We start from the raw sequence: 6521 nt of genomic DNA, 5'->3' as shown, positions 1-6521 counted from the left end.
GACACAAATGGAGGCAAGGTTCAGAAATATAATTCTAGCGACTTAAGTAAGTAGCCCTATTTTATTATCCATTAATTAAAGTGTTACAAATGCAATATCTTTTAACTTTGGCCCCCAATTGATTTGAAGTACAGTTTCAATAGTACATTTCACATCAATTTGAGGGAAGAGATATGGATAAGTTTATAGGGTTTTTCAGAACAGTCAGTTACGTATTATTCACAGCAGCCTTGTTATGGTCCTATGCCTACATGGTAGGGCAGGTTACCTATCGGTTCGATACCCAGGGAAATCCAATTTATGCGGTAGACAGAAATACCTATTTCTTTGGTGCATTGGCTATTTTCATTTTGACCAATGTTGTTTGCTCCGTGTTCATACAAACGCTCAAGAAAATTAAAACCACCGAAGATGGTTCAGGATTGAGAAATAGAAGCCTTAAGCTGGATTTAATAACCTGGACTAAAGGTTTTGCAGGAATTGTCAACCTTTTCTTTGGCCTCATTATGTTTTTCCTTGGTTTAATGAACCTGGCTGAATCGCAGCAATCTAAAACCCTTGGATTCTATGTATATCTGGGGCCAATTCTGATAGTAGTGTGGTTTTTCTACCTGGCGCACTTACTGGGAAAGAGTAGATCATAGACTAACTCGCTCATTTTCAGAAGGCACCTTTAACGAAATTCTAATGCCTTTTTAGGACACGTGCATTTTTAGAATTTTAGTTCTAACTTCCGCTTTTGTTGTATGCAAAAGTGCATCACATGCTTCTAACCTAAGTAGTTGAAATTCTGAATGGCAGATCAAGTAGCGAATTATACCGAAGATAGTATTCGGTCCCTCGATTGGAAAGAACACATAAGACTACGACCCGGTATGTATATCGGAAAATTGGGCGATGGATCGGCCCAAGACGATGGTATCTATGTACTGGTAAAAGAAATTATCGATAATAGTATCGATGAACACATGATGGGTTTCGGTAAGACCATCGATGTGAAAGTATCCGAACACAAAGTAGAAGTAAGAGATTACGGTCGTGGTATACCTTTGGGAAAAGTTGTAGACTGTGTTTCCAAGATCAACACCGGAGGAAAATACGATAGTGGGGCCTTTCAAAAATCGGTAGGACTGAATGGAGTAGGTACAAAGGCCGTAAATGCTTTGTCTACCTATTTTAAAGTGCAGTCTTATAGAGACGGTAAAACCAAAGTAGCAGAGTTTGAGAGAGGGGAGATCGTAAACGATGCTAAGGAAACAACCACTAGTGCAAGAAACGGTACTCAGATAGTCTTTAGGCCCGATGAGACCATTTTCAAAAATTACCACTTTATTCCCCAATACCTGGACGATCTCATTTGGAACTATTGCTTCCTCAATGCCGGGTTGACCATTAACTTCAACGGAGTAAAGTATCATTCGGAAAAAGGCTTGTACGATCTTCTATCGCGTAAAACCGATGTAGATAGCCTCAGGTATCCCATTATTCACCTGAAGGGAGACGATATTGAAATAGCGCTTTCGCATACCAACCAATACGGTGAGGAATACTATTCATTCGTAAATGGGCAATACACTACACAAGGGGGAACACACCAGGCCGCTTTGAGAGAAGCGCTGGTAAAAACCATTCGTGAGTTTTATAATAAAAACTTCGATGCAACTGATGTTCGGGCATCCATAGTGGGTGCCATAGCTGTTCGAGTGCAAGAGCCTGTGTTTGAGTCACAAACCAAGACAAAACTAGGCTCGCAAAACGTGGCTCCCGATGGCCCAACCATGCGGACTTTTGTGAACGATTTTGTGAAGAAAGCCCTCGATGACTATTTGCATAAGGACTCAAAAACAGCCGATGCCCTGTTAAAACGTATTCTTCAGTCGGAAAGAGAACGTAAAGAAATTGCCGGTATTAAGAAGCTGGCCAACGAAAGAGCTAAGAAAGCAAACCTGCACAACAAAAAGCTCAGAGACTGTCGTATTCATTTGGACGATAAAAAGGCCGATGAAGACTTGCGCAATGCAACCACTCTCTTTATAACAGAGGGCGACTCGGCCAGTGGTTCAATCACCAAGTCTCGCGATGTGCAAACCCAGGCAGTTTTTAGTTTGCGAGGTAAGCCGCTCAACTGCTACGGACAAACCAAAAAAGTGGTCTATGAAAATGAGGAGTTCAACCTGCTGCAGCACGCACTCAATATTGAAGACGGTCTGGACGGTTTGCGTTACGATAAAATTGTGATTGCCACCGATGCTGATGTAGACGGCATGCACATTAGACTGCTGCTGCTAACTTATTTCTTGCAATTTTTCCCCGATTTGGTGAGGAGAGGGCACGTCTATATTCTCGAAACCCCTTTGTTTAGGGTGAGAAACAAGAAAGAGACCATCTATTGCTACAGCGATGAAGAGCGAAGAGCAGCTATTGCCAAGCTGGGAAATAAGCCGGAGATTACACGATTCAAGGGATTGGGCGAAATTTCTCCTGATGAGTTTAAAGGGTTTATTGGTCCTGACATGCGTCTAGAACCCATCATCCTTAAAAAAGAAACCAGTATTAAAGAAATACTAAGCTTCTACATGGGCAAAAATACTCCCGACAGGCAAGACTTCATTATAGAAAACCTGCGCATTGAGAAAGATCTGGCCGAGGAGGTAGCCTAAGTGTGGGCTTCTCATTGGCCCGGGCAATGCAAAAGTCTTTCCCCAGTCTTTTTGATTGTGTGTAGGATGAATGAAGACAGATTGGGAGTTTGAGACAAGAAGCTGATTGTTGAAATAAAACCGGTAGAAATACCGAGCCATATAATTTAGAACCTGGCGTTGAGTGGCCCATCAATTGGGGTAACCATGAGCCTGGAGATAAAAAGTAACTCCGTTTTGTTAAAGGACGGTCTGAATAGAATTGTGAGTAAACTTTAACCTTTTGCGCTCTTTGCGCACTTTGCGGTAAAATGAGTGAAGAAAATTTAGAAAACATCAACGAAGAAGATGGTGAAATCAAAGAGGTTATTCCCGTTTCGGGCATGTACCAAAATTGGTTTCTCGACTATGCTTCCTATGTAATTTTAGAAAGGGCTGTTCCGGCCATAGAAGATGGACTGAAACCTGTTCAGAGGCGCATAATGCACTCCATGAAAGAAATGGACGATGGCCGTTTCAATAAGGTTGCCAATATCATTGGTCAAACCATGCAGTATCACCCTCATGGAGACGCCTCTATTGGCGATGCCATTGTAAACCTTGGTCAGAAAGACTTACTCATTGAAACTCAGGGTAACTGGGGAGACATTCGTACTGGAGACAGTGCAGCAGCTCCCAGGTATATTGAAGCACGTCTTTCCAAGTTTGCACTGGAGGTAGTGTTCAATCCGCAAACCACCAACTGGCAGTTGTCTTACGATGGCCGTAAGAAAGAGCCCATCACCCTGCCCGTTAAGTTTCCGTTGCTGTTGGCTCAGGGAGTAGAGGGTATTGCAGTAGGACTTTCTACTAAAATTCTACCCCACAATTTTAACGAACTCATTCAGGCCTCTATTAAAATACTGCAAGGCAAGAAGCCTAAAATTTACCCTGACTTTCCTACGGGCGGCATGGCCGATTTTTCAGAATACAATGAAGGGCTCAGGGGAGGTAAGGTAAAAGTGAGGGCCAAAATAGAAGAGCTCGATAAAAAAACGCTGATTATCAAAGACATTCCTTTTGGCACTACCACCACCAGTCTTATAGACTCCATTATAAAAGCCAACGATAAGGGAAAAATTAAGATTAAGAAGGTAATAGACAACACGGCCGAACATGTAGAAATACTTGTTGAACTGGCTGCCGGTCAGTCACCTAATATCACCATAGATGCTCTATACGCTTTTACCGATTGTGAAGTAAGTATTTCACCCAATGCTTGTGTAATTATCGATGAAAAGCCACGATTCATAAGTGTCAATGAAATCTTAAAGCTTAATACAGATCAAACAGTCGATCTGTTAAGGCAGGAGTTGGAGATTAGGAAAGGAGAGTTGCTGGAAAAGATTCTCTTTTCATCACTCGAAAAGATTTTCATTGAAAACAGGATTTATCGCGATATAGAAGAATGCGAAACCTGGGAGTCTGTTTTAGAAACCATAGACAAAGGACTTGATCCATTTAAAGCCGATTTTTATCGTGAAATTACCACCGATGATATTATAAGGCTCACCGAAATTAAGATCAAGCGAATCTCCCGTTTCGATTCGTTTAAGGCCGATGAGCTCATGCGGAAGCTGCAGGAGGAGTTGGCTGAAGTTGAACATAACCTTGCCAACCTGGTAGACTATGCCATTGCCTACTATCAGAATCTTTTGGATAAATATGGCAAGGGGCGTGAGCGTAAAACAGAAATCAAGTCATTCGAAAATATTGCAGCTACGGTAGTAGCTGCCAACAATGCCAAACTCTACGTAAACCGTGCTGAAGGCTTTATTGGCTATGGCCTAAAGAAAGATGAGTATGTATGCGAATGCTCTGATATTGATGACATTATCGTTTTCAGAAAAGACGGAAAGTTTCAGGTAGTAAGAATTTCCGACAAAGTATTTGTAGGGAAAGACATACTCTACGCGGGCGTCTTTAATAAGAACGATGAGCGCATGGTTTATAACATGATGTACCTTGATGGTAAAACCGGGCGCACCATGGTAAAACGTTTTCAGGTATTAGCCATAACCCGCGATAAGGAATACGACCTGACCAAAGGAGCAAGAGGTTCTAAAATATTGTATTTTACAGCCAACCCCAATGGCGAGGCCGAGCTGGTGACCGTTTTCCTCACATCAGGCTGCAAAGCCCGCATCAAGGTTTTCGATTTCAACTTTGCCGATATTGAGATTAAAGGAAGAGGAGCCGGAGGTAATATTGTTACGCGCTATCCCGTGCGTAAAATTCAGCTCAAAATGGAAGGCAAGTCTACCCTTGGAGGCTTAGATATTTGGTATGATGATGCGGTAGGTCGATTGAATCGGGATGAAAGGGGCGAGCTGCTCGGTAATTTTCAGGCCGATGATAAAATACTGGTTATTTATAACACTGGTGAATATGAACTCACCAGCTTTGACCTGACTAACCGCTATGAACCGGATAAGATTCACCTCATTGAGAAGTTCGATCCACAAAAACCTATTGCCGCTGTTCATTATGATCCGGCATCGGCTCAGCACTACATTAAAAGGTTTCAGATAGAAACTTCCACTATGGACAAGCGCTTCTGTTTCATTAGTGAAGAAAAGGGAGCAAAATTGTTACTGGCTACCACCGAGGAGTCTGCTCAACTGGAAGTACACTATACTGTTAAAGGTTCGCGAGAGCGGAAGACCTCTGTCTTTGACATTGATATGCTTATAGACGTAAAAGGCTGGAAGGCTACCGGAAATAAACTTTCTCCGCACTCGGTAAAAAAAGTAGTGCTGCTTAGCGATAAGAAGCAAAAAACAAAAGAAGAACCCGAAGCTGAGCAAAAAGATGAACCAAAGGAGGGCCCGGCAGAGGCAAAACCTGAGGCTGATAAAGCCAAGCCTGCCGATGACAGCTCAAAGCCGGAAAAGGTAGACCCCAAGCCATCTGGAAAAAAGGGAGGAGAAGATAAAACAGGAGGATATAATGTGGGCGAAACCATCGACCTGTTTTAGTAGGTAAGGCCTGCCGGAATAGGTATAAATAGGGGTATTAGGGCAGCGAGGTTGTTTACTTGGCACAAACACATAAACCTTTAGGGTTAAGGTTCAATAATATTGTTTGTTCATCTACTGAGCTGTCGGGTTATCCCTGACAGCTTTTTTTATGAAAGAGAAAGTAAATTTAGAGCTATTGCGTTATTTGGAGGGCTTTGTTACCCCCAACAAGATTAAGCTCATACAAGAGGTTTTGGCACATCGAACCCGACACGTAAGTGTTGTAATGGAAGATTTTTACCATTCGCAAAATGCCAGTGCCGTTATGCGCACCTGCGATTGCTTTGGAGTGCAGGATGTGTACATAACTCAGAGGCTGCACGATTATAACGTGAACCCCAATGTGGTAAGAGGTGCCTCCAAATGGCTTTCGATTCACAAGTTTGATCGTGAGGAGCAGAGCACCCGAAAGTGCTTTAAAGAACTGCGAAGTAAGAATTATCGCATAGTGGGTACAACCCCAAACCCCAATTGTGCATCTATATATGAGTTAGATTTAGAGCAACCGCTGGCTGTGGTTTTTGGAACCGAAAAACAAGGGCTTTCAGACTATGCCAAACAGGAGGTAGACCAATTGGTGTATATTCCTATGTATGGATTTACAGAGTCTTTCAATGTTTCGGTGAGCGCAGCACTTATTTTAAATGAATTGGTCAACAGGCTAAAAAAATCTGCCATACCATGGCAGCTTAGCCAGGAAGAAAAACACACACTGACATTCGAATGGTATCAGCAAATTGTAAAGAGGTCCGACCTGCACATCAAAAACTTTTTGCAGGAACAATCCGGCAAGAAGTGACGTTGTGCACATTATCTGTTCAAT

The 6521-nt window shown here is 42.5% G+C and carries 4 protein-coding genes; all 4 read left to right on the top strand.

From position 1 onward, the window contains the following. Window positions 1-173 precede the first annotated feature (173 nt). The 4 genes from B3O12_RS14640 (at window position 174) to B3O12_RS14625 (ending at window position 6497) form a co-directional block, all read left to right on the top strand. On the top strand, window positions 174-644 hold the full coding sequence (locus B3O12_RS14640) for a hypothetical protein (protein WP_286756834.1): 471 nt from the start codon (window positions 174-176) through the stop codon (window positions 642-644). A gap of 150 nt (window positions 645-794) precedes the next feature. Beyond that, window positions 795-2660, top strand: a complete 1866-nt coding sequence (locus tag B3O12_RS14635; RefSeq protein WP_189630022.1) for a DNA topoisomerase IV subunit B — start codon at window positions 795-797, stop codon at window positions 2658-2660. A 290-nt stretch (window positions 2661-2950) separates the two neighbouring features. Next, a complete protein-coding gene (locus tag B3O12_RS14630; RefSeq protein ID WP_286756833.1) occupies window positions 2951-5656 on the top strand; it encodes a DNA gyrase/topoisomerase IV subunit A in 2706 nt (901 codons plus the stop codon). Window positions 5657-5807: 151 nt separating this feature from the next. Next, window positions 5808-6497 carry a TrmH family RNA methyltransferase gene (locus B3O12_RS14625; RefSeq protein ID WP_189630024.1) on the top strand — a complete coding sequence of 230 codons (690 nt, stop codon included), beginning with the start codon at window positions 5808-5810 and terminating at the stop codon, window positions 6495-6497. Window positions 6498-6521 lie beyond the last annotated feature (24 nt).

The sequence above is a fragment of the Roseivirga sp. UBA838 genome, assembly GCF_002296035.1.
Lineage (GTDB): Bacteria > Bacteroidota > Bacteroidia > Cytophagales > Cyclobacteriaceae > Roseivirga > Roseivirga thermotolerans.
Note: the sequence above shows the minus strand (reverse complement) of the source record. Positions and strands in the feature narration are given on the sequence as shown.

What these genes read in the sequence shown, in the direction of transcription:
- B3O12_RS14635 (WP_189630022.1), top strand. Translation starts at nt 795, where the DNA reads ATGGCAGATCAAGTAGCGAATTATACCGAAGATAGTATTCGGTCCCTC.
- B3O12_RS14630 (WP_286756833.1), top strand. Translation starts at nt 2,951, where the DNA reads ATGAGTGAAGAAAATTTAGAAAACATCAACGAAGAAGATGGTGAAATC.
- B3O12_RS14625 (WP_189630024.1), top strand. Translation starts at nt 5,808, where the DNA reads ATGAAAGAGAAAGTAAATTTAGAGCTATTGCGTTATTTGGAGGGCTTT.
- B3O12_RS14640 (WP_286756834.1), top strand. Translation starts at nt 174, where the DNA reads ATGGATAAGTTTATAGGGTTTTTCAGAACAGTCAGTTACGTATTATTC.